At 74.5% G+C, this 21,572-nt stretch carries 20 protein-coding genes; 14 read left to right on the top strand and 6 right to left on the bottom strand.

Annotated features, from left to right (window positions below):
* The first annotated feature begins 64 nt into the window (after positions 1 to 64).
* The 7 genes from CCN42_RS23790 (at position 65) to CCN42_RS23820 (ending at position 6,988) form a co-directional block, all read left to right on the top strand.
* Complete coding sequence (locus CCN42_RS23790) at positions 65 to 1,129, top strand: LacI family DNA-binding transcriptional regulator (protein ID WP_086738658.1); 1,065 nt, start codon at positions 65 to 67, stop codon at positions 1,127 to 1,129.
* Positions 1,130 to 1,402: 273 nt separating this feature from the next.
* Positions 1,403 to 2,371, top strand: coding sequence for an ATP-grasp domain-containing protein (locus tag CCN42_RS23795; RefSeq protein ID WP_086738660.1), 969 nt, complete (start codon positions 1,403 to 1,405; stop codon positions 2,369 to 2,371).
* A 93-nt stretch (positions 2,372 to 2,464) separates the two neighbouring features.
* Positions 2,465 to 2,869 carry a luciferase domain-containing protein gene (locus CCN42_RS23800; protein WP_086738662.1) on the top strand — a complete coding sequence of 135 codons (405 nt, stop codon included), beginning with the start codon at positions 2,465 to 2,467 and terminating at the stop codon, positions 2,867 to 2,869.
* A gap of 145 nt (positions 2,870 to 3,014) precedes the next feature.
* Positions 3,015 to 5,384 carry a glycoside hydrolase family 65 protein gene (locus CCN42_RS23805; protein WP_086738663.1) on the top strand — a complete coding sequence of 790 codons (2,370 nt, stop codon included), beginning with the start codon at positions 3,015 to 3,017 and terminating at the stop codon, positions 5,382 to 5,384.
* Between the two features lie 88 nt (positions 5,385 to 5,472).
* Positions 5,473 to 6,009: an SRPBCC family protein gene (locus CCN42_RS23810; protein ID WP_086738665.1), complete on the top strand. Its 537-nt coding sequence runs from the start codon at positions 5,473 to 5,475 to the stop codon at positions 6,007 to 6,009.
* 47 nt (positions 6,010 to 6,056) lie between these two features.
* Positions 6,057 to 6,482 (top strand): PPOX class F420-dependent oxidoreductase, encoded by a 426-nt coding sequence (locus CCN42_RS23815; protein WP_086738666.1) that lies wholly within the window; start codon positions 6,057 to 6,059, stop codon positions 6,480 to 6,482.
* 41 nt (positions 6,483 to 6,523) lie between these two features.
* Entirely contained in the window at positions 6,524 to 6,988 is a 465-nt protein-coding gene (locus CCN42_RS23820; RefSeq protein WP_086738668.1) for an RpiB/LacA/LacB family sugar-phosphate isomerase, read from the top strand.
* Between the two features lie 75 nt (positions 6,989 to 7,063).
* On the opposite strand, the gene CCN42_RS23825 is transcribed toward CCN42_RS23820, so the two are convergent.
* The 3 genes from CCN42_RS23825 to CCN42_RS23835 are packed head-to-tail and all read right to left on the bottom strand — an operon-like array spanning position 7,064 to position 8,264.
* Positions 7,064 to 7,417: a DUF8129 domain-containing protein gene (locus tag CCN42_RS23825; RefSeq protein ID WP_086738669.1), complete on the bottom strand. Its 354-nt coding sequence runs from the start codon at positions 7,415 to 7,417 to the stop codon at positions 7,064 to 7,066.
* Positions 7,418 to 7,453: 36 nt separating this feature from the next.
* Positions 7,454 to 7,822: a DUF6479 family protein gene (locus CCN42_RS23830; RefSeq protein WP_173883411.1), complete on the bottom strand. Its 369-nt coding sequence runs from the start codon at positions 7,820 to 7,822 to the stop codon at positions 7,454 to 7,456.
* A gap of 37 nt (positions 7,823 to 7,859) precedes the next feature.
* Positions 7,860 to 8,264 (bottom strand): ChaB family protein, encoded by a 405-nt coding sequence (locus tag CCN42_RS23835; protein WP_086738671.1) that lies wholly within the window; start codon positions 8,262 to 8,264, stop codon positions 7,860 to 7,862.
* 124 nt (positions 8,265 to 8,388) lie between these two features.
* Between CCN42_RS23835 and CCN42_RS23840 the strand changes: the two genes are divergently transcribed.
* Both CCN42_RS23840 and CCN42_RS23845 read left to right on the top strand, forming a co-directional pair.
* Complete coding sequence (locus CCN42_RS23840; RefSeq protein ID WP_086738686.1) at positions 8,389 to 8,763, top strand: four-helix bundle copper-binding protein; 375 nt, start codon at positions 8,389 to 8,391, stop codon at positions 8,761 to 8,763.
* 357 nt (positions 8,764 to 9,120) lie between these two features.
* Positions 9,121 to 10,716, top strand: coding sequence for a phytoene desaturase family protein (locus CCN42_RS23845; RefSeq protein ID WP_086738673.1), 1,596 nt, complete (start codon positions 9,121 to 9,123; stop codon positions 10,714 to 10,716).
* A 34-nt stretch (positions 10,717 to 10,750) separates the two neighbouring features.
* Here the strand turns inward: CCN42_RS23845 and CCN42_RS23850 are convergent, their stop codons facing one another.
* Both CCN42_RS23850 and CCN42_RS23855 read right to left on the bottom strand, forming a co-directional pair.
* Positions 10,751 to 12,526: a serine hydrolase domain-containing protein gene (locus tag CCN42_RS23850; protein WP_086738674.1), complete on the bottom strand. Its 1,776-nt coding sequence runs from the start codon at positions 12,524 to 12,526 to the stop codon at positions 10,751 to 10,753.
* Positions 12,527 to 12,658: 132 nt separating this feature from the next.
* Positions 12,659 to 15,091: a penicillin acylase family protein gene (locus CCN42_RS23855; RefSeq protein WP_086738676.1), complete on the bottom strand. Its 2,433-nt coding sequence runs from the start codon at positions 15,089 to 15,091 to the stop codon at positions 12,659 to 12,661.
* Between the two features lie 132 nt (positions 15,092 to 15,223).
* On the opposite strand from CCN42_RS23855, the gene CCN42_RS23860 reads away from it, so the two are divergent.
* Both CCN42_RS23860 and CCN42_RS23865 read left to right on the top strand, forming a co-directional pair.
* Positions 15,224 to 16,723 carry an acyl-CoA synthetase gene (locus CCN42_RS23860; protein WP_086738677.1) on the top strand — a complete coding sequence of 500 codons (1,500 nt, stop codon included), beginning with the start codon at positions 15,224 to 15,226 and terminating at the stop codon, positions 16,721 to 16,723.
* 31 nt (positions 16,724 to 16,754) lie between these two features.
* Entirely contained in the window at positions 16,755 to 18,023 is a 1,269-nt protein-coding gene (locus CCN42_RS23865) for a hypothetical protein (RefSeq protein WP_086738679.1), read from the top strand.
* A 7-nt stretch (positions 18,024 to 18,030) separates the two neighbouring features.
* Here the strand turns inward: CCN42_RS23865 and paaK are convergent, their stop codons facing one another.
* A complete protein-coding gene (gene paaK, locus CCN42_RS23870; RefSeq protein WP_086738680.1) occupies positions 18,031 to 19,326 on the bottom strand; it encodes a phenylacetate--CoA ligase PaaK in 1,296 nt (431 codons plus the stop codon).
* Positions 19,327 to 19,496: 170 nt separating this feature from the next.
* Here paaK and CCN42_RS23875 point away from each other — a divergent pair, with 170 nt between their 5' ends.
* The 3 genes from CCN42_RS23875 to CCN42_RS23885 form a co-directional block, all read left to right on the top strand.
* A complete protein-coding gene (locus CCN42_RS23875; RefSeq protein WP_211294785.1) occupies positions 19,497 to 20,360 on the top strand; it encodes an alpha/beta fold hydrolase in 864 nt (287 codons plus the stop codon).
* An 82-nt stretch (positions 20,361 to 20,442) separates the two neighbouring features.
* A complete protein-coding gene (locus CCN42_RS23880) occupies positions 20,443 to 20,685 on the top strand; it encodes a DUF397 domain-containing protein (RefSeq protein WP_086170906.1) in 243 nt (80 codons plus the stop codon).
* A gap of 116 nt (positions 20,686 to 20,801) precedes the next feature.
* Positions 20,802 to 21,572: universal stress protein (locus CCN42_RS23885; RefSeq protein ID WP_086738684.1), on the top strand; the 771-nt coding region annotated here is incomplete at its 3' end.

Genomic DNA, 21,572 nt, shown 5'->3' on the forward strand with positions numbered 1-21,572 from the left:
CCTGTGGATCCGCCGGGCGGGACCGCGCCGCCGAAGCCCCGAGGCCGAAGGACCACCAGCCGCCATGACCCGCAGCACCGCCGACGGCCCGGACCGGCGCGGACGCAGCCGGCGCAGCTTCGCGGGCAGCCGCCCCGTCATGGACGACGTGGCCCGGCTGGCCGGCGTGTCCAAGCAGACCGTGTCCCGGGTCCTCAACGACCATCCGGCGGTCCGCGCCGAGACGCGCGCCGCCGTCGTCGAGGCGATGCGCACCCTCGGCTACCGCCCAAGCCGCAGCGCCCGCTCACTGGCCAGCGGACGCACCCGGATGCTCGGCGTGATCTCCTTCGACGCGGCCCGCTACGGGCCCGCCTCCATCCTCACCGCCGTCAACACCGCCGCCCAGGCGGCCGGTTACCTGGTCAGTTCCATCGCCCTCGACACCGCCGACCGGGACACAGTGGTACGCGCCCTGGACACGCTGACCGCCGAAGGCACCGACGGCGTCATCGCCATCGCCCCCCAGCGCGGGGTCGGCAGCGCCCTCGCCGGGGCCCGCGGCGACACCCCCATGGTGGTCCTGGAGAACGCCCTCGACGCGCACACCCCGCTGGTCACCGCCGACTCCCGGGCAGGCGCGCGCGCCGCCACCGGCCATCTGCTGGACCTCGGCCACCGCACCGTCCACCACATCGCGGGTCCCACCGGCTGGACGTCCGCCGAGGTACGGCTCGACAGCTGGCGTGCCGCCCTGACCGAGGCCGGCGCCGAGGTCCCGGAGCCGCTCACCGGCGACTGGAGCGCCGACTCCGGCTACGCGCTGGGCCGCCGCCTGGCCGCGCGGCCCGAGGTCACCGCGGTGTTCGCCTCCAACGACCAGATGGCCCTCGGCCTGCTGCGCGCCCTGCACGAGGCCGGGCGCCGGGTTCCCGACGACGTCAGCGTGGTCGGCTACGACGACATCCCGGAGGCCGCCCACCTGCTGCCCCCGCTGACCACCGTGCGCACCGACTTCGGCGAGATCGGCCGCCGCGCGCTCCGGCTCCTGCTGGACCGCATCGACGGCACCGGCGAGCCCCGGGCCGACCCCGTCGTACCGGTGGAACTCGTCGTGCGCCGCAGCACGGCACCGGCGCCGGGAGCCTGACCCGCCGACGGGCGTGGGACGGCGCACGCTCGGTCGCGCAGGGCGCGAAGGCGGGAGCGACCGGCCGCCCACGCATGCGCCCTGTCCCGGGCGTCCGCCCGGCGCCTACAGTGTGGCGGCACGGCTCCGCACCCGCCGTCCGACGCGGGCGGAGCAGCCATCAGCGACGGGCCGCCGACCGCCCGCGCACCAGACACCACCCCGTGAGTTCGCTCGGACCGCGCGACCGAGTGTGCGCGGCACCGTGCGCTCGGAGAACCACTGGAGGCCGCCGTGTCCCGACCGTGCATCGCCCTGATCGCCGACCCCACCTCGCCCGAGGGCTGCGCCGGCTACCTCGCCCGCGCCGTCGAACTGCTCACCGGCACCACGCCCGTCCGGATCGACTCCCGGCACTTCGCCGACGGCGGATCCGGCCGCGCCGCCCGCGCCGGGGACCGGTTACGGCTGCGGGTGCCCGAAGAGCGCCTCGACGTGGTGCCCGACGTCGTCGCGCTCTACGAGATCCCGCCGCACCGCCGCCGCTCCCTCGCCGGCTTCCAGCGGCTGCTGGAACGGCACGACGTCGTCACCCTCGGCACCGGGACCGCCGCCTGGCGCACGGCCACCGAGAAGGACCGCACCGTGGAGCGGTTCCGCCGCGACGGCATCGCCCACATGGAGACCGCCGTGCTGTCCCGGCCCGCACCGCACGAGGCCGCCGCCGCCTTCGACAAGCTAGGCCGCGACACCTGGGCCCGGCCCGTCGTCGGCACCGGCGGCGACGACACCTTCCACATCACCACCGAGGAGCAACTGGAGCACGCCGCCGCCTACTACGCCGAGCGCGGCACCGACTGGCTGCTGTCCCGCGACGCGGGCAACTTCCGGCCCGACGGCCGCCGTCACCAGTTCCGGGTCTTCGTGCTGCACGGCCAGGTCGTCCACGCCCGCGAGCACATCCAGCCGGAGCCCGACACCCCCTGCAACACCTGCCAGGGCGCCACCCCCGTGCACATCGCCCCCGCCGACCTGCCCGCGCCGCTCGCCCGGCTCGCCGTCGCCGCCACCGCCTCGGTCGGGCTGCCGTTCGCGGGCGTCGACCTGGCGATCGAGCACGGCGGGGTGGTGTTCGAGGTCAATGTGCAGCCCGCCTTCGTGGACGGCGAACTCCCCCTGGTCGCCGTGCCCTACATCCAGGCACACCTCAGCGCCCTCGCGGCCCGCCGCGATCCGGCACCGGAGCGGCGGATGCCCGCCTAGCGGTTCCCCGGGAGGCGGCCGAGGAACCTCACGCCTGGGTTACGAAACGTGCAACCTCTGGTATCAGCGCGGTGAGGAGGTGACGATGGAGCCATGACTCTGGCCCAGCGCGCCCTGGAGCGACTCGCGGTCTGGCCCGACCTCACGGCGGGACCGGCCAGTTGCGGCACGGGACGGGCACTTCGCACCGCCCACAGCGAGATCGCCCACTTCCACTCCGACCACGACGTGGACCTCCATCTCACCAGCCGGGCCCTGCGGCGCTTCGCCGCCGACCTCCAGGAGTCGACGGCGATACGCCTGCTGCCCGGCTCCAGGTGGGTGACGGTCCACCTGGACTGCGACACGGACATCGACCTGCTGCAGAGCCTGGTGAGCATGGCCCTCAAGGCCCACCAGGGCGGCCCGGCCCCGGAGGACCTGCCGCCCGGCGGCTGCAACTTCCGCCGGGTCACCGTCCTCCCGCGCGACCCGGCGGGCACGGCCACCCCCTGCTGAGCCCGCCGCGGTTTCGCCGCTTCACCCCGTGACCCGGCGTGGACCGCACGGCCGGACGTGCCCGCGGGGAGAGACTGCTGCCGCACGGCGCCGACACCGTCGCATTCGGCGGGGCCGGCGCGCCGCACGCGGGAGGAGCACCGAAGTGACGGGCTGGACCTGGACGTACGAGGGCTACGAGCCCGCCGACGAGCGACTGCGGGAGTCGCTGTGCACGCTCGGCAACGGCTACTTCGCCACCCGCGGCGCACTCCCCGAGTGCGTCGCGGACGACATCCACTACCCGGGCACCTACGTGGCGGGCTGCTACAACCGGCTGACCTCCCGTGTGGCAGGGCGCAGTGTCGAGAACGAGGACCTGGTCAACCTGCCCAACTGGCTCCCCCTGCGCTTCCGGCTGCGCGGCCGGCCCTGGCTGAGCCCCGACACCGCGACCGTGCTCGAACACCGCCAGACCGTGCACCTCGACTCGGGCGTGCTCGAACGCCTGACCCGCTACGGCCTCGGCGACGGACGCTCCCTGACGGTCCGCCAGCAGCGCCTCGTGCACATGGGCGACCCCCATCTGGCCGCGCTGCGCACCGAGTTCACCGCCGCCGGCTTCGGCGGCGAACTCCATGTCGAGGCCGCACTCGACGCCGGCGTCACCAACGCGGGCGTCCCCCGCTACCGGGACCTGGACGGCCGGCACCTCACCCACGCCCACACCGGCACCGCCGCCGGGGACACGGCGTGGCTGCGCTGCCGCACCCGCACCTCCGACATCCGCATCGGCATGGCCTCCCGCCTGACCGCCGAGGGGCCCGTCACGGTCCGGCACGCCCGCCCGCGCACCACCCAGCGGGCCCGGCTGCGGCTGGCGCCCGGCACCCCGGCCACCGTCGACAAGACCATCGCCCTGCACACCTCCCGCGACCCGGCGATCAGCGACCCGCTGCACGCCGCGATCGCCCGGGTCGGCCGCGCCCCCGGCTTCGACGACCTGCTCACCTCCCACCGCGTCGCCTGGGCCCAGCTGTGGCGCCGGGCGGACCTGGACGTGCCGGGGGAGGCGGGCCGCATCCTGCGTCTGCACCTGTTCCACGTGCTGCAGACCCTCTCGCCGCACACCGCCGACCTCGACGTCGGCGTCCCCGCGCGCGGGCTGCACGGCGAGGCCTACCGGGGGCACGTCTTCTGGGACGAGCTGTTCGTGCTGCCGTACCTCAACCTGCGCTTCCCCGAGGTCTCCCGGGCGCTGCTGCACTACCGGCACCGGCGCCTGGAACAGGCCTGCACCGCCGCCAGGGCCGCCGGCCGCCGGGGTGCCATGTACCCGTGGCAGAGCGGCAGCGACGGCCGGGAGGAGACCCAGCAGCTCCACCTCAACCCGCGCTCGGGCCGCTGGCTGCCCGACCACTCCCACCTCCAGTACCACGTCGGCTCGGCGATCGCGTACAACGTCTGGGAGTACGGCGAGGCCAGCGGCGACACCGAGTTCCTGCACTCCAAGGGCGCCGAGATGCTGCTCCAGATCGCCCGGTTCTGGGCGGACGCGGCGACCTGGGACGAACGCCTGGGACGGCACCGCATCAAGGGCGTGATGGGACCCGACGAGTACCACGACGCCTACCCGGACGCCACCGAGCCCGGCCTCGACGACAATGCGTACACCAACGTCATGGCCGCCTGGGTGCTCACCCGCACCCTGGAACTGCTGGCCGCCCTGCCCGAGCCCCACCGCCGGGAACTCAGCGAGCGCACCGGCCTCGACGCGCACGAGCTGGACCGCTGGGACGAGGTCTCGCGCACCCTGCACGTGCCCTTCCACGAGGGCGTGATCAGCCAGTTCGAGGGCTACGGCGAGCTGGCCGAACTGGACTGGGCGGAGTACCGGGCGCGGTACGGCGACATCCGCCGCCTCGACCGGATCCTGGAGGCCGAGGGCGACACCGTCAACCGCTACCAGGCCTCCAAGCAGGCCGACGTCCTCATGCTCGGCTACCTCTTCTCCCCGCCCGAACTCCAGGGCCTGTTCGACCGGCTGGGGCTGCGCCTGGACGAGGAGACCTGGCACCGCACCGTCGACCACTACCTGCACCGCACCAGCCACGGCTCCACCCTCAGCGGACTGGTGCACGGCTGGGTGCTGGCCCGCGCCCGGCGCGCCGAGGCCTGGCAGTTCTGCCAGGAGGCGCTGCGCGGCGACATCGCCGACGTGCAGGGCGGCACCACCGGCGAGGGCATCCACCTCGGCGCCATGGCCGGCACCCTCGACCTCGTCCAGCGCGGCCTCACCGGCCTCACCACCCGGCAGGGCGCCCTCTGGCTGGATCCCGTCCCGCTTCCCGAACTGTCCACCTACGGGTTCTCCCTGCGCTACCAGGGCAACTGGGGCGTCCGCCTGCGGCTGCGCCACTCCCAGCTGGAGATCACCCTCCCGGCCTCCGACACCACCCCGATCGACGTCCGGCTCCCGGACCGCGCGGTACGGCTCCAGCCGGGGGAGACGGGGCGGCTGGTGCTGCCGGACTGAGCGCGTCCGCCCGGCCCGGCCGGGCAGCCGCGCCTACCGTCGGAATCCCGCCCTCCGGGACGAGCCCACGGAAGGACAGCCACCTCCCATGACCATGCAGAACGCGATCAACTGGCCGGAGAAGTACCTGCCCGGCACCGGTGACAACTTCGTCTCCAACGAGGTGATCGTCCAGGGTGTCACCGCCGAACGGGTCTGGCGCTATCTGACCGACACCTCCACCTGGGAGGGCTACTACGACAGGATCACCGCGGTCGACTTCCCGGAGGGCGGCGGCCCCGTGCTGCGGGACGGCATCGTCTTCACCTTCGAGCCGGTCGGCTTCCCCGACGTGCGAACCCAGTACGCCCAGGTCGTCGAGTACCAGGCCCCGGGGGACGGCGTCCCCGGCCGGCTGTCCTGGACCGCAGAACAGGAGGGCACCACCGAGGAGCGGCTCGACGTGCTGCACGCCTGGCTGGTGGAGGACCTCCCCGGCGGGCGGGTCCGGGTCCTCACCCAGGAGACCCAGGTCGGCCGCCCTGCCGCCGAACTGGCAGCGCAGACCCCCAACCCGATGCTCAACGGCCACCAGGCCTGGCTGGACGGTCTCGTCAAGGCCGCGTCGGGAGGAGTCGGCGGCTGACGTCCAGGTACCCGTACCCCGAGCCGCGACCCGGAAAGGAACCCGAGATGTCCAAGCCCCCGCTGCCGCCCGAGGCCCACGAACTGCTGCGCCGCGCCAACCCCTGTGTGATGGCGACCGTGCGTTCCGACGGCGCCCCCGTCTCCACGGCCACCTGGTACCTCTGGGAGGGCGACCACCGCGTCCTGATCAACCTGGACGCGGGCCGGGTCCGCCTGAAGCACCTGCGCCGCGACCCGCGGGTCACCCTGACGGTCCTCGCCGAGGACGACTGGTACACCCACGTCACCCTCGTCGGCCGGGTCATCGAGATGTACGAGGACGAGGGCCTGGCCGACATCGACCGCCTCTCCGTCCACTACACCGGCAAGCCGTACCCGGAGCGGGTCCGCCCCCGGGTCAGCGCCTGGATCGAGGTCGAGCGCTGGCACGGCTGGGGCGCGATGAGGGACAGCGACCAGGCGTCCGCCTGAGCGGACCGCTGCCCCGGGCGGGCGGGCGTAGGCTCGCGGACATGCGGATCTCCGTCTCCTCCGACATGGACGAACCCGTGGCCCGACTGCTGGTCACCGAATTGCGGGAACGCGGCCACGACGTGGTCACCCGCGGCGCCCTGCGCCCCGGGGACGACCCCCAGTGGGCCGCCTGCTCCGCCGCGGCTGCCCGGGACGTCGCCGACGGCTCGGCGGACCAGGCGGTCGTGTGCTGCTGGACCGGCACGGGCGCGTCGATCGCCGCCAACAAGGTCCCCGGCGTCCGGGCCGCCCTGTGCACGGACGCCTACACCGCCGACGGCGCCCGCCGCTGGAACGACGCCAACGTGCTGGCGCTGAGCCTGCGGCTGACCTCGGAGCCGGTGCTGAAGGAGATCCTCGACGCCTGGTTCGCCGGCGCCCCCAGCGAGGATGCCGAGGACCGCGAGAACGTGGCCCGGGTGGCGGCTCTGGACGGCGGCGGGGACACCGTCCGCCGCGCATGAACACGCCGGTGTGCGGGACCACGCCCCGTGGTCCCGCACACCGGCGGATGCTCCGCGCCGTCCGCGGAGAGCGGCCTACATCCGGTTGCCCTTCGGCTTGGCCGGCTGGTCCGGGGTGCCGTGGGGCGGTGGGCTGTACGGCTGGGCCGTGGTGGTCGCCGGCGACACCGAGGACTCCGTGTGGCCCTGGGCCTGCTCGGGGCGGAAGGCCGCCGGATCCCCGGAGGTCGGCTCCGCGCCCGCGTGCAGCTGCTCCAGGCGGGCGGTCAGCAGCTCGGTCACGGGCAGCCGGTCGGCATGGGTCCGCTCGTAGGCGATGAGTTCCTCGACCTCCTCCGCGCTCAGTGAACGCACCCGGCTCTCCAGCCCGCCGATGGGCAGGTGGTCGTAGTCGGGCAGGGGCAGGGAACTGCGGCCGGGCTCGGCCATGGATCTCACTTCCTCCGTTGATGGACGGGCTGTCGCTCAGCGGCCGGGGCCGCCTCCGCCCCACGCGCCGCTGTTGCCCGGGGACCAGCGGGGCCGCGACTGCTCGTGGCCGGACTGGGTCGACGAGTTGCCGAAGCCGCCCATCTCGTGCGGCAGGAGCGGACGACCGCCCTTCGGCACCCGGGGCACCTCGCGGGGCTCCCGGCTCTCCCTGGTCTCGTGCACCGCGCCGCCCGGCGGCAGGTGCGGCTGCTCCTCGGGCCGCGGACGCGACTGCCGGAGCCTGATACGTGTGCCGAGCCAGAACCCACCCAGCAACAGCACCAGCAAGGCGACGGGGACGACGAACATCCCGATGCTGAGCAGTCCGCTCGGCTCGGCCAACTGCATCGTTGCGGTACTCATAACGGCCGAATACCCCTCAAACCGGTCATGAATCCGATCACTGTGAGCGAGCCTCGCGCGTCGCGGACCGGTTGGCCCTGCGGATCGCGTCCAGCAGCTCCGCCTTGGACATCCGGGACCGGCCCGCCACGTCCAGCCGCCTGGCCAGGTCGTACAGGTGGTCCTTGGAGGCGCTCTCGTCGACGCCCTCACCACTGCGTCCGCCGGCCTGGCGCGGCCGGGCCGAGCGCGGATCCGAGGGCCCTCGACGGCCGCCCTCCTTGCGTTCCCAGTGGTCGCCGACCTTCTCGTACGAGTGCTTCAGCGCGCCGTAGGCGACGCGGTGCGCCCGCTCGCCCTCGCCGTACTGCTCCACCGCCGAGTCGTGCGCCTTGATCCAGGTGCGCTGGGCGTCCCGGGGCGAGCGCTCCAGCGTCGACGGCAGCTCCTCTCGTCCGGGCACGTGTCCCACCTCCCTCGAACGCCGTGCGGGGGCGCCGCACGAGTGCCCGGGGGGAGAAGCCGGAAAACCGCCGTCCGGCGGCCCCGGAGTGTTTGGCGCGGGGCGCGGCGGCTACCCGCGCAGTGTGACTTCGACGCCATCGCAAGCAGAACTCATCCGGTTCCTGGAGGACCGGTTCGTCTGCGCGCAGGCGTGCACGGAGTGTGCGCGCGCCTGCGCGCTGCGCGCGAGCCTGGTGGACCCGGACGGCACGGAAGAGCAGGAGCTGGTCCGGCGCAAGGGGATCATGTGCGCCGAGGTGTGCGACGCCACGTGCCGGATGCTGGCCGAGCAGACCCAGCTCGACGAGACCGGCCTGCGCGTCCAGCTCGAGTGGTGCCGGACGGTCTGCCTGGAGAGCGCCCACGTCTTCGACAGCCGACCCGGGGCGGAGGAGGCCGCCGCATCCTGCCGCGCCTGTGCCCGTGCCTGCACGGACTTCCTGACCGGCCTGGGCTGAGCACCGCCGCACGCACCGCGGGGCGGGCACCCGGCGCCGGCCGGTCCAGGACAGCCGGACGCAGGGTCAGCTCCTGTCCCGGAGCGGCCTGGAGATGCCCCGGCCGCGGCGTCGGCCTTCGGGCATGACGGCGATCCAGACCGGGGATCCAGGGCCGTGCGGACCGCGTTCGGTGACCTGGCGCAGCACGGCGACCCGATGATGTGGATCGCCGGGATCCGCGCTCTCCACCGCTCAGGACAGGGCCGGTACCGGCTGCCGGAGCTGATCGGGCAGGCGGAAGGCGGCTCCGGAGGCGGGCCGGCAACGGCGGAACGCGGCTCTGGCGGCGGCCGATCACCCGTGTTACCAAGAACCATGCCCGCACCCGGAGCCACACCCGCCGACGGTACCCCGCCCCTCCCCGCGCGCGCCTACGACGCCGTCATCGTCGGCGGCGGGCACAACGGCCTGGTCGCCGCCGCCTATCTGGCCCGGGCCGGGCGGTCGGTCCTGGTCCTGGAGCGGCTCGGCCGCACCGGCGGCGCCGCCGTCTCCACCCGCCCGTTCCCCGGCGTCGACGCGCGGCTCTCCCGGTACTCCTACCTCGTCAGCCTGCTCCCGAAGAAGATCGTGCGGGATCTCCGCCTGGACTTCCGGGTCCGCACCCGCACCGTCTCCTCGTACACGCCCGCCGAGCGCCACGGCCGCCCCACCGGGCTGCTCGTCGGCGGGGGCGAGCGCCGCACCCGGGAGGCGTTCGCCCGGCTGACCGGCGCGGACCGGGAGTACGCGGCCTGGCGGCGGTTCTACGGCATGACCGCGCGGGTCGCCGAGCGGGTGTTCCCCACGCTGACCGAACCACTGCCCGGTCGGGCCGAACTGCGCCGCCGCGTCGACGACGAGGACGCCTGGCGCATGCTCTTCGAGGAGCCGGTCGGCGTCGCCATCGAGGAGCACTTCACGGACGACCTGGTGCGGGGCGTGGTCCTCACCGACGCCTTGATCGGCACCTTCGCCGACGCCCACGACCCCTCGCTGCGGCAGAACCGCTGCTTCCTGTACCACGTGATCGGCGGCGGCACCGGCGCCTGGGACGTCCCCGTCGGCGGCATGGGCGCCCTGACCGACGCGCTCGCCGGTGCCGCCCGCGCGGCCGGCGCCGTCCTGGCCACCGGCCACGAGGCCGTACGCATCGCCACCGACGGCCGGGCCGCCGAGGTCACCTACCGCAGCGCCGGCGGAGAGGGCGTCGCCGCCGCTCGGCACGTCCTGGTCAACGCCTCCCCGCAGGAACTGGCCGCCTTGACCGGCGACGCCCCGCCCGAGCCGGCCGAGGGCGCACAGCTGAAGGTCAACATGCTGCTCAAGCGGCTCCCCAGGCTGCGCGACCCCGACGCCGACCCGCGAGAGGCGTTCGCCGGCACCTTCCACATCGCCGAGGGCTACCGGCAGCTGGCCGCCGCCCACGCCGAGGCCGCCGCCGGCCGGCTGCCCGTCGAGCCGCCCTCGGAGATCTACTGCCACTCCCTGACCGACCCGACGATCCTCGCCCCCGAACTGGCCGAGCGCGGCTACCAGACCCTCACCCTGTTCGGGCTGCACACCCCCGCCCGGCTGTTCGCCCGCGACCACGACGCGGTCCGCGACGAGCTGCTGAAGCGCACCCTCGCCCAGCTCGACGCCCAGCTCGCCGAACCCCTCGCCGGCTGCCTCGCCGAGGACGCCGACGGCCGCCCCTGCATCGAGGCCAGGACCCCGCTGGACCTGGAACGCGAGCTGAGACTGCCCGGCGGCAACATCTTCCACCGCGACCTGTCCTGGCCCCACGCCCAGGACGGCACCGGCCGCTGGGGCGTGGAGACCCGCCACCGCAACGTCCTGCTGTGCGGCGCGGGCGCGGTGCGCGGCGGCGGGGTGAGCGGAGTACCGGGGCACAACGCGGCGATGGCGGTGCTGGAGGAGACGCCGTGACTCACTGCCGCCGGGCCGGTGACGTCCTCGGGCGTCAGTCGGCGGACGCCGTCCAGCCGGCCGCCGTGATCCGCGCCGCGTCGGCGGGCCGCACCTCGTCGAACAGGACGGCGCCGCCCGCCGTGACCCGCAGCGCGTCGACGTAGACGCCCCGGCCGACGTACAGCCGGTCGGTGGCGTAGCGCCAGCGCAGCGTGAGCGCCCGGGCGGCCGGGAGGTCCGCCGTGAGCCGGTGCCAGACGCGGCCGGACCAGCCGCTGACCGCACCGGACGGACGTTCCGCGGGCTCCTCGCCGGACCGGGAGGTGGTGAACGGCACCGGCTGCCAGGAGACGCCGCCGTCCGCCGAGGCCTCCAGGACCAGGGAGTCCGCCCCCGGCTCGGCGTCCCACCACAGCAGACAGCGCAGCCGGGCGCCGCCGGAGGTGTCCAGGGCGGGCAGGGTGAGGGTCGCGGTCGTGGCACTCGCCATGCCGGAGAACCAGGCCGTGCGCCCGCGCGCCGGACGGACCGGCACCGCCCGCGCCAGGTTGTTCGCGGCGGCCACCCGGGGCGCCGACCCGGACCGCCAACTGCGGACCGGATGGACCGAGTTGCCGAGCACCACGAGGAACGAGTCGGTCGTCGGGTCGAGGACGAGCGAGGTGCCGGTGAACCCGGTGTGGCCCGCGGTGCGCGGGGTGGCCAGCGCGCCCATGTACCAGTGCTGGTACAGCTCGAAGCCGAGGCCGTGCTCGTCGCCGGGGAAGGCGGTGTTGAAGTCGGTGAACATCAGTTCCACCGACTCCGGCGTCAGGATGCGGGTACGGCCGTAGGAGCCGCCGTTGAGCAGGGTCCGGGCGAGGACGGCGAGGTCCCAGGCGGTGGAGAAGACCCCGGCGTGGCCGGCGACCCCGCCGAGGGAGTGGGCGTTCTCGTCGTGCACCTCGCCCCAGACCAGGCCCCGCTCCAGCCCCGACCAGGGCCTCCGGGCGTCCTCGGTGGCCGCGATCCACGGCTTCCAGGAGGCGGGCGGGTTGTACCGGGTGCGGTGCATCCCGAGGGGAGCGGTGATCTCCTCGTGGAGCAGGGCGTCCAAGGTGCGAGCGGTGATCTTCTCCAGGACCAGCTGGAGCGAGATCAGGTTCAGGTCCGAGTACACGTACCGGCTGCCCGGCGGGTCGAGCGGCGCCTCGTTCCACAGCAGCCGCAGCTTCTCCTCGTACGTCGGCGCGCTGTACAGCGGGATCCAGGCGCGCAGCCCCGAGGTGTGGGTGAGCAGCTGCCGGATCGTGATGCCCTGCTTTCCCGCCGCGCCGAACTCGGGGAGGTACGACGCGACGGTCCGCTCCAGCTCCAGCGCGCCCCGCTCGATCTGCTGCACGGCGAGGAGGGAGGTGAACAGCTTGGACACCGACGCGAGGTCGAAGACGGTGTCCTCGGCCATCGGGATCTGCCGCTCGGCCGGGAGCTCGACGCCGGTGTCGGTCTTCTCGTCGTACGCCGCGTAGCGCACCGCCATCCCGATCGGCCGGTGCAGCGCAACCGTGCCGCCCCGCCCGGCGAGCAGCACGGCGCCCGCGTACCAGGGGCGCCTGGGGGAGGGGTTGAGGAACGCCTCGGCGTCGGTGACGAGCCGGCGCAGCGGGCCGGCGAGCAGCCCGGCGCGCTCCGGCGAGCCGCGGCGCAGGGTCTGGCGCCCCGGCCCCGGTGGGACGGCCGCGGCCCCTGCCGCGGGGAGCGGGGCGAGGGCGAACGCTCCGCCCAGGGCCACCGCCGCTCTTCCGAGTTGGCGGCGGGTCACCGCTCTGTCTGCCCTGCCCTCGGTCATCGAGTTCCTCCCGCGCGTGGTCGGCCGGATGCACCCGAAAGCATGTCCAGCGGGCCGCCCTGATAAATATGACGATCCCTCAAGATGTCGTGGCGCGCCGGGCGCGCCAGGTATGACGCGCCCGGCAGCCGCTCAGCGTTCCCGGACCCGGACGATCCGCAGTGCGGGCGAGGACAGGATGTCCTTCTCGCAGAACCGGGAGGTCACCCACCGCTCACCGGAGTACAGCCGGGTCTGGTCGGCGTGGTGCGGCGAGTTTGGGTTCGAGGACTGGGAGTACGAGAGCAGGGTCCGGGCCACCGGGCACCGGCTGCCGTCCCAGCCGACCGCCTGGATGTAGCTGGAGCCCGTGGTCACCTCCGTATAGCCCCCCTGGGCCGGCCTCCACACCGGCTCGATCTTGTTCCACACGCCCAGCGACTCGGTGCCGCCGTGCACCGGGAGGCGCCGGCCGTCGCGCACCACGAACTGGTGCCGCCCGAGCGGCGCGTCGAGCTCCACGCCCGCCGCCCGCAGTTCGGCGACCGCGTCGGCGAGGGCGGTGGCGAAGCCCGCCGCCGCCGTGTTCAGCGTGTGCGGCGTACGGACCGGATCGGCCGGGGAGAACGGCACCCGCCACAGCCGCTCCGCCGGCACCGCCGCGGTCAGCTTCCGCCAGAACCGGTCGAAGAGCAGGGCGCCCCGGCTGCCGGTGTCCGCGGTGCGGTCCCAGGCGGCCAGGACGTCACAGGCCTCCCGGACGTCCACCGGGGCGCCCGCGCCGCTCGTCGCCGTGCCGCCGGGCAGCCCGGCACAGGACTTCGCCGCGTCGGCCGCGGCCAGGTCGCCCGCCGGGACGCGGTTGGCGAACTGCTGCCGCTGGAGGTCCCGCACGGTCAGCCCACCGCGGTCGGCCATCGCCGCCACGTCCTCGATCGCGCCGCGCGTGCGCATCGAGCGCGGGGTGCCGAGGTCGCCGAAGACCCGCTCGTACCCGGTCAGCGGCCGGTCCGCGTTGGCCAGCCAGGCGCTGTTGTTGGAGTTCTCCGCGTACGGCGCGTCCTTCAGCGTCGGCATGCGCGCCGGGCCGAAGATCCCCGCCTGCACCGCGCCGGGATCCCGGCCGAGGGCGCAGTCGCCGCGCGAGCCGTCCAGGACCGCGAGCCCCGACGACGGATAGGTGGCCTTGCCGAGCGCGGTGGAGCAGCGCCGGGCCAGGTCGTCGGTGACGCGGGGCAGCACCTGCGACTGGGTGAACAGGGTGTGCCCGGCCGAGTCGGCGGCGATCGTGTTCACCCACGGCAGGCCCTGGGTCCGCCGCAGCGCGTCCAGCATGTCGTCCGTGTCGCGCGCGGTGCTGAGGCCGAGCGCGGTGTCGGAGGCGCGCAGATTGGCCGCGTTGGGGTCGTGGAGGGCGTAGGCCGTCGTCGTGGTCCACGGCAGCGGGAGGGTGCCGCCGAACGCGTCGACGACCGGGCCGTACCGCGTCCACCACTGGGTGCGGGTGACGGGGGCGCCGTCCTTCACCGGAACGGTGACGGTGCGCTTCGTCATCCGCTCCGGCCTCCCGTCGACGAGGTAGACGGTCGGGTCCGCCGGGTCCAGGGTCAGCTGGTGGAGGTTGAGGGTGACGCCGGTCGCCACCGTGTGGCTCCACGCCACCCTGGCGTTGTGGCCGATGGACACCGTGGGCGAACCGAGCAGCGAGCCGCCCGCCACGTTCAGCCGGCCGGGGATGGTCTGCTGCGCCTGCCAGAAGCGCCGCCCGCCCTGCCACGGGTAGTGCGGATTGCCGAGCAGCAGGCCGCGGCCGTCGGCCGTGGTCGCGCCGCTGAAGGCGACGGCGTTGGAGCCCATGTCGGAGTCGTGCGCCGCGAACAGGCCGCGGGCGGCGCGCGCCGTGTCCCGCGCGTCCGGTGCGTCCGGCACGTTCGGTGCGTCCGGCACGGCCGCGGTGGCCGGCGCGGGCGGCCGAGCGGCCGTGATGCCGTCCACGGCGCGGCCCTGGCCGCCGAGCACGGCGATGGCGTGCCCGCGTGCCGCCACGTCCAGCGTCGTCACCGGCCGCACCCAGGCGGCGCCCGCGCACGCCGGATCGGTGATCCGGTTCTTCCGCAGCCAGGCGTTGTACCCGGCGGCGAACCCCCGCATCAGTTCCCTGGACGCCCGGCTCGGGCCCGCCGGGGCGGGCTGGGCGAGCAGCTTCTCGACGGTCCCCGCCTGCCGCACGCCGCGGAAGTACAGGTCGCTGGCGAGGTTGTCGGACGCCGAGGAGAGCGAGGCGTCCGGCTTGGCGTCCGCCCCGAAGTACCGCGACCGCTCGCCGCGCACGGTCACGAACCCGTCGGCGAGGACGCACACCTGGTCGGCGGCCTGCGCCCACCCGGTGCCGAAGCCGAGACCGGCCCAGTCGCGCGCGACGATGTGCGGAATGCCGTACTCGGTGTACCGGATGACGGCGGACAGGCCGCCGTGCGAGGGACGGTCCTCCCGGCCGCCCCGCTCGGCCGCGGCCGCGGGCAGGGCCGCCGCCGCGGTGAGCAGGGCGACGGCCGCGACCGCGAGCCGTTTCGGACGGAAGCGCATGGAGCCTCCCAACATCATGGGGGGAAGGGGCGGTTGAGCGTACCAACGGGTATGTGCTCGGTGCAGTGGTCCGCTCGGGTGTTCTTCGGGCTGTCTTGACCGCGCCGGTCGCGGGATCGAGGATCGGGAGCCATGACGCCCGGACACGGCAGCACGGTCGACGGGGTGCTGCGGCGCAGCGCCCGCCGCACCCCGGCACGCGTGGCGGTGGAGTACCGCGACCGCCGCTGGACCTACCAGGAGCTGGACGACGCCGTCTCCCGCGCCGCGAGCGCGCTCCTCGGCCGGGGCCTCGCCCCCGGCGACCGCGTCGGCGCCTACGGCCACAACTCCGACGCCTACCTCATCGGCTTCCTCGCCTGCGCCCGCGCCGGTCTGGTCCACGTGCCCGTCAACCAGAACCTCACCGGCGACGACCTGGCCTACCTCGTCCGCCAGTCCGGCAGCTCCCTGGTCCTCGCCGACCCGGACCTGGCCGGCCGGCTGCCCGGCGCGGTCCCCGTGCTGCCGCTGCGGGACACCGGCGGCTCACTGCTCGACCTGCTGCGCTCCGCCCCGCCCCACGACGGCCCCGAGGCGCGCGGCGAGGACCTGGCGCAGCTGCTCTACACCTCCGGCACCACCGCGCTGCCGAAGGGCGCGATGATGACCCACCGGGCGCTGGTGCACGAGTACCTGAGCGCCGTCACCGCCCTCGACCTGAGCGCCGGGGACCGTCCGGCGCACGCGCTGCCGCTCTACCACTCGGCCCAGATGCACGTGTTCCTGCTGCCGTATCTCGCGGTCGGCGCGACGAACGTCATCCTCGACGCCCCCGACGGCGACCGCCTGTTCGACCTCATCGAGGACGGCCGGGTCGACAGCCTGTTCGCCCCGCCCACCGTGTGGATCGGCCTCGCCGGCCGCCCCGACTTCGCGACCCGCGACCTCGACGGGCTGCGCAAGGCGTACTACGGCGCGTCGATCATGCCGGTGCCCGTCCTGGAACGCCTGCGGGCGCGACTGCCCCGGCTGGCCTTCTACAACTGCTTCGGCCAGAGCGAGATCGGCCCGCTGGCCACCGTCCTCGGCCCCGACGAGCACGAAGGCCGCCTCGACTCCTGCGGCCGGCCCGTGCTGTTCGTGGACGCCCGCGTCGTCGACGAGGACGGCAAGGACGTGCCCGACGGCACCCCCGGCGAGATCGTCTACCGCTCCCCGCAGCTGTGCGAGGGCTACTGGGACAAGCCCGAGGAGACCTCCGCGGCCTTCCGCGACGGCTGGTTCCGCTCCGGCGACCTCGCGGTCCGCGACGCCGACGGCTACTTCACCATCGTCGACCGGGTCAAGGACGTCATCAACTCCGGTGGTGTGCTGGTCGCCTCCCGGCAGGTCGAGGACGCCCTCTACACCCACGACGGCGTCGCCGAGGCGGCCGTCGTCGGCCTGCCCGACGAGAAGTGGATCGAGGCGGTCACCGCGTTCGTCGTCCCGCGCGGCGAGCCCACCGAGGAGGAACTGATCGCCCACGCCCGCGAGCGCCTGACACCCTTCAAGGCACCGAAGCGCGTCGTGTTCGTCGACGCCCTGCCGCGCAACGCCAGCGGCAAGATCCTCAAGCGGGAGCTGCGCGACCGCTTCGGCACGGCATGAGACGGCTGACGTACGAAGGCGGGCACGGCGGGTGAGCGACGGGCTGGGCGAGGCGGCGGGGGCACGGCAGACGGTGTCGGTGGTGCTGCCGGTGCTGCTGGACGGCGAACCGGACTGGGACGAGGGCCCGTTGCCGTTCGGCACCGAGCAGCGGTCGTGGGACGCCGAGCGGCGCCGCGGTTACTTCGCGCCCGCGGCGGCCCGCGCCCTGTACGGACGGCGCCGGCACCGCAGGATGTCCGTCACCGAGGGCCCGCTGGTGCTGGAGGGGCTCGAACTGCTGCGGGTGGCCACGCCCCGGCAGCCCCGGCAGGCGCTCGGCGTGCTCCACCTCGCCGTCCACGGCGCCCCTCTCCTGGACGTGCTGCGGGCGATCGGGCACCGGACCGGCGCGGGCCCCGATCCGCTGACCGGGCCGCTGGATCCGGCGGTCCTGTTCGGCGGCGTCGCCGACACCGCGCCGCCCCGGGCGCCCTTCGCCCTGTCACGGCCGTACACCGTGGCCTTCTTCACCCCCGACGCCACCCACACCGCCGTCCTGCGGGACGCCGACGGCGCGCTGCCCGCATCGGCCGACCACCGGCTGCGCGAGCTGGCCTCGCGGTCGACGGAGGCCGACAACCCGTCCCCGCCGGAACGCCTCGCCGGCGTGGCCGCCGACGCGATCCGCATATCCGCCGACTGGAGCGCCCTGATCGGCCGGCACGGCGCGGCCTTCCTCGGCCACCGGCCCGACCGGGGCCCCGGCGACTTCTACGAGTTCGCGGCGGTCCAGGCCCGCGCGGTGTACCTGGACGCGCTGCTGCTGGGCATGATCCAGCGCGATCACCTCGACGCGCTCACCGACGAGCTGTCCCAGGTCTTCGACAGCGCCCCGGGCCTGGCCCGGCGGGTGTCGGCCCTGGAGCGGAACATCGCGGTCTTCCGCAGCACCTACTGGCGCCGCCACCAGACCGTGCACGGCCCCGCCGACGGGCTGCTGCGCGCCTTCCAGGCCCGGCACCGGCTGCCCGAGCTGTTCACCGACATCCTGGCCGAGGCCGCCGACTACAGCCGGATCGTGCAGACCCGGGAGAGCGGGCAGATCGCCGGCGCTCTCGGTGTCCTCACCGTCCTCGGCCTCCCGCTCGGCACCGCCCTCTCCGTCCTGCAGGTCCTCGGCGACGAGGATCCCTGGCACCTCCTGATCGCCCTCACCGGCGCCCTCGCCGCCACGGCCGCGGCCCTGACCACCCGGTACGGCCGTCTGGTGCTGGCCTCCCTGCGGGGCGGACCGCGCCGCCGCGGGCGCGGGGACTGACGCCGGCTCAGCGCGGGCGCGTATCCACGATCCGCCGGATCTTGCCCACCGACCGCTCCAGTGACTCCGGCTCGACGATCTCCACCGAGACCGACACCCCGATGCCGTCCTTCACGGCCGCCGCGATCGAACGGGCCGCGGACTCGCGGACCTCGGGGCCCGCGCCGGAGCGGGCCTCGGCCAGGACCGTGAGGGCGTCCAGGCGGCCCTCGCGGGTCAGCCGCAGCTGGAAGTGCGGGGCCACGCCCGGGGTGCGCAGCACGATCTCCTCGATCTGGGTGGGGAAGAGGTTCACGCCGCGCAGGATCACCATGTCGTCACTGCGGCCGGTGATCTTGCGCATCCGCCGGAACACCCGGGCGGTGCCCGGCAGCAGCCGGGTCAGATCGCGGGTCCGGTACCGGACGACCGGCATCGCCTCCTTGGTGAGCGAGGTGAAGACCAGCTCCCCCTCCTCGCCGTCCGGCAGCACCTCGCCGGTGAGCGGGTCCACGACCTCCGGGTAGAAATGGTCCTCCCAGACGTGCAGCCCGTCCTTGGTCTCCACGCACTCCTGGGCCACACCGGGACCGATCACCTCCGACAGGCCGTATATGTCGACCGCGTCGATCGCGAACCGCTCCTCGATCTCCCGTCGCATCTCCTCGGTCCACGGCTCGGCGCCGAACACCCCGACGCGCAGCGACGTCCCGCGCGGGTCGACGCCCTGCCGCTCGAACTCGTCCAGCAGGGTGAGCATGTACGACGGCGTCACCATGATCACGCCGGGCTGCAGGTCCTGGATCAGCTGCACCTGGCGGGCGGTCATGCCGCCGGACGCGGGGATGACCGTGCAGCCGAGCCGCTCCGCGCCGTAGTGCGCACCGAGCCCGCCGGTGAACAGGCCGTACCCGTAGGCCACATGGACCCGGTCCCCCGGCCGGCCGCCCGCCGCCCGGATGGACCGCGCCACCATGTCCGCCCACATCGACAGGTCACCCTCGGTGTAGCCGACGACCGTGGGCCGCCCGGTGGTCCCGCTGGAGGCGTGGATGCGCCGGATCCGCTCCCGCGGCACGGCGAACATCCCGTACGGGTAGTTCTCCCGCAGGTCCGCCTTGGTGGTGAAGGGGAACCGGGCCAGATCGGCGAGCGAGCGACAGTCGTCCGGGTGGACGCCGGCCTTGTCGAAGGCCTCCCGGTAGAACGGCACGTGCGCGTACGCGTGCCGCAGCGAAGCCCGCAGCCGCTCCAGCTGGAGCGCCCGCAGCGCGTCCAGGCCGAGCCGTTCGCCCGCGTCCAGCAACTCCGTCGCGTCCGCCATGCCGACTACTCCCTCACCAACCGCACCAATCCGGGCGACCGATCATTCGGTAGCCGCCCTGGAGATCAGTAATCCAGTCCCGGCGGCACCGACGCAAGAGGCCGGCCCGCACTTTCTCGCCCCGAGAACTCCCTTGCGGCCCGGGGCCGGCCCACCTCATGATCGTCACCATGCCGGCCTTCACCGCGCCCGACGGAACCCGCCTCGCCTACCACCTGCGCGGCGAGGGCGGGGACGCCCCGCTCGTCGTCCTCCCCGGCGGACCCATGCGTGCCTCCGCCTACCTCGGCGACCTGGGGGGACTCGGCCGCAGACGGCGGCTGGCACTCCTGGACCTGCGGGGCACCGGGGACTCGGCGGTGCCCGCCGACCCGGCGTCGTACCGCTGCGACCGGCAGGTCGACGACGTCGAGGCGCTGCGGCGGGAGCTGGGCCTGGAGCGGATGGACCTGCTCGCCCACTCGGCGGGCGGCAGCCTGGCGATGCGGTACGCCGCCCGCTACCCCGAACGGGTGGCGCGGCTCGTGCTCGTCACCGCCGCACCGCGGGCCCTGGGCATGCCGGCGACGCCCGAGGACCGGCTGGCGGCGGCCCGGCTGCGGGCGGGCGAGCCGTGGTTCGAGCGGGCCTTTCCGGTGTTCCGGGCCTGGAGCGCCGGTGAGGCCGACTTCGACCATGCCGTCCTGCCCTTCTTCTACGGCCGCTGGGACGCGACGGCCGCCGCGCACGCCGCGCGCGACGAGGCGGAGACCAACGAGCACGCCGCCGACGTCTACGGCTCCGAGGGCGCCTACGACCCGCCCGCGACCCGCGCCGCACTCGCCGGGCTGACCGCCCCCGTCCTCGTCCTCGCGGGCGAACTCGACGGCGGCCCCCGCCCGGGCCTCGCCCGCCGCACCGCCGCCGCGTTCTTGCACGCCGAGTGCACGGTGCAGCCGGGCGCCGGGCACTACCCGTGGCTGGACGACCCGGAGTGGTTCACGGAGCGGGTGACAACGTTCCTGACCGCCGGGGACCGGCCGCACGGCTCCTGAAAGGTCCCCCTCACGTGGCCTGTCGGCCGTGGGAACCGGTCGCTAGGCTGGCCGCGGACGACGAATCGGGAGGAGCACGGACGTGGCCGAGAGCACCACCCAGCACAAGCCGCTGACCGGATGGGACAAGCCGGAGCTGGACCTGAGCGGGGCCGAATGGCAGTCCGGCAGCCGCGGACTGGGGGATGTCCAGATCGCCTTTGTCGAAGGGTTCATCGCGATGCGCAACAGCGGCCGCCCGGAGAGCCCGTCCCTGATCTTCACGCCCGCCGAGTGGGGAGCGTTCGTGTCGGGGGCGCGGGAGGGCGAGTTCGACCTCACCTGATCCGGGGCTTCCCGCGGCTTTTTCCGGACACGCGATGCCGTACGGCGCGCCGGAGCCGCTGCCTGCGTCAGGCTGGCCCCGGAAGGCGGCGGATCGCCTTCCGGAGGTGAGGACCCATGGACACCCTGCCGGTCATCGCGGCGTTCGACGGTTCGGACGACAGCGTGCGCGCCCTCGACTGGGCCCTCGACGCCGCCCGCAGACGCGGGACCACCCTGCGCGTGGTGCACGTACGGCAGTACGCGGCCTGGGCACCGGCCGGGATCATGCTGCCCCTGCCGCCGGCCGGCCAGGAGGACCCGGTGCTCGGCGAGGCCCGCACCCACCTCGCCGAGCGTCCCGCACCCCCGGCCGTGAAGTACACGGCGGGGGACGGCGCGCCCAGCGCCGCGCTGTGCGAACTCAGCGCCGAGGCCCAGCTGCTGGTGCTCGGCTCCCGGGGGCGCGGCGGTTTCGCCAGTCTGCTGCTCGGCTCCAACAGCCTGTCCACGGCGCGCGACGCCGAGTGCCCCGTCGTCGTGGTGCCGAGGCCCGGACGGGAGCAGGAGGACGTCCCGGCGGCGGAGCCGGGGCCCCGCGTCGTCGTCGGTCTCAACGTGGACAGCCCCGACGACGCCGCGCTCGGCTTCGCCTTCGCCGAGGCCGCCGCGCGCGACGTCCGCCTTCAGGTGGTCGCCGCCTACCCCTGGCCCTTGCACTCGGGAGCGGGAGCGCCCGGCGAGGTGGTGTCCGTGATGGCCGACCAGGAGGCCGTCGAGCACGAGACCCGCGTCCTCGCGGACGGTTTCCTCGCCCCGCACCGCGCCCGCCATCCCGGTGTCCGGGCGCAGGCGTACGTCACGCCCGGGGACGCGGCCGGCCGGCTCGTCGCCGCGGCCCACGGCGCC

The sequence above is a fragment of the Streptomyces glaucescens genome (assembly GCF_002154375.1).
GTDB lineage: Bacteria > Actinomycetota > Actinomycetes > Streptomycetales > Streptomycetaceae > Streptomyces > Streptomyces glaucescens.